At 66.7% G+C, this 631-nt stretch carries 1 pseudogene; it reads left to right on the top strand.

What is annotated here, in order from left to right:
* A pseudogene (locus tag ACFYE1_RS17495) lies at positions 1-631 on the top strand (inositol-3-phosphate synthase); the annotation flags it as partial.

The raw sequence follows: 631 nt of genomic DNA, 5'->3' as shown, positions 1-631 counted from the left end.
CTGGTGTCCTATCTGCCGGTGGGCTCGGAGGAGGCGGACCGGTTCTACGCCCAGGCCGCGATCGACGCCGGGGTCGCCTTCGTCAACGCGCTGCCCGTGTTCATCGCCTCGGACCCGGTGTGGGCGGAGAAGTTCACGGCCGCCGGCGTGCCGATCGTGGGCGACGACATCAAGTCCCAGATCGGGGCGACGATCACCCACCGGGTGCTGGCGAAGCTGTTCGAGGACCGCGGGTACGTGCTGGACCGGACGTATCAGCTCAATGTGGGCGGGAACATGGACTTCATGAACATGCTCGAGCGGACCCGGCTGGAGTCCAAGAAGATCTCCAAGACCCAGGCCGTGACCTCCAACGTGGAGAAGGAGTTCGGCACGAGGGATGTGCACATCGGGCCCTCGGACCACGTCCCGTGGCTGGACGACCGCAAGTTCGCCTTCGTGCGGCTGGAGGGTCACGGTTTCGGCAACGCCCCGATCTCGTTGGAGTACAAGCTGGAGGTGTGGGACTCGCCGAACTCGGCCGGGGTGATCATCGACGCGATCCGGGCGGCGAAGATCGGTCTGGACCGTGGGGTGGGCGGCCCGCTGACCTCCGCGTCGGCGTACTTCATGAAGTCCCCGCCCGAGCAGC

It is taken from the genome of Kocuria nitroreducens, from assembly GCF_042879195.1.
Taxonomy (GTDB): domain Bacteria; phylum Actinomycetota; class Actinomycetes; order Actinomycetales; family Micrococcaceae; genus Kocuria; species Kocuria nitroreducens.
Note: the sequence above shows the minus strand (reverse complement) of the source record. Positions and strands in the feature narration are given on the sequence as shown.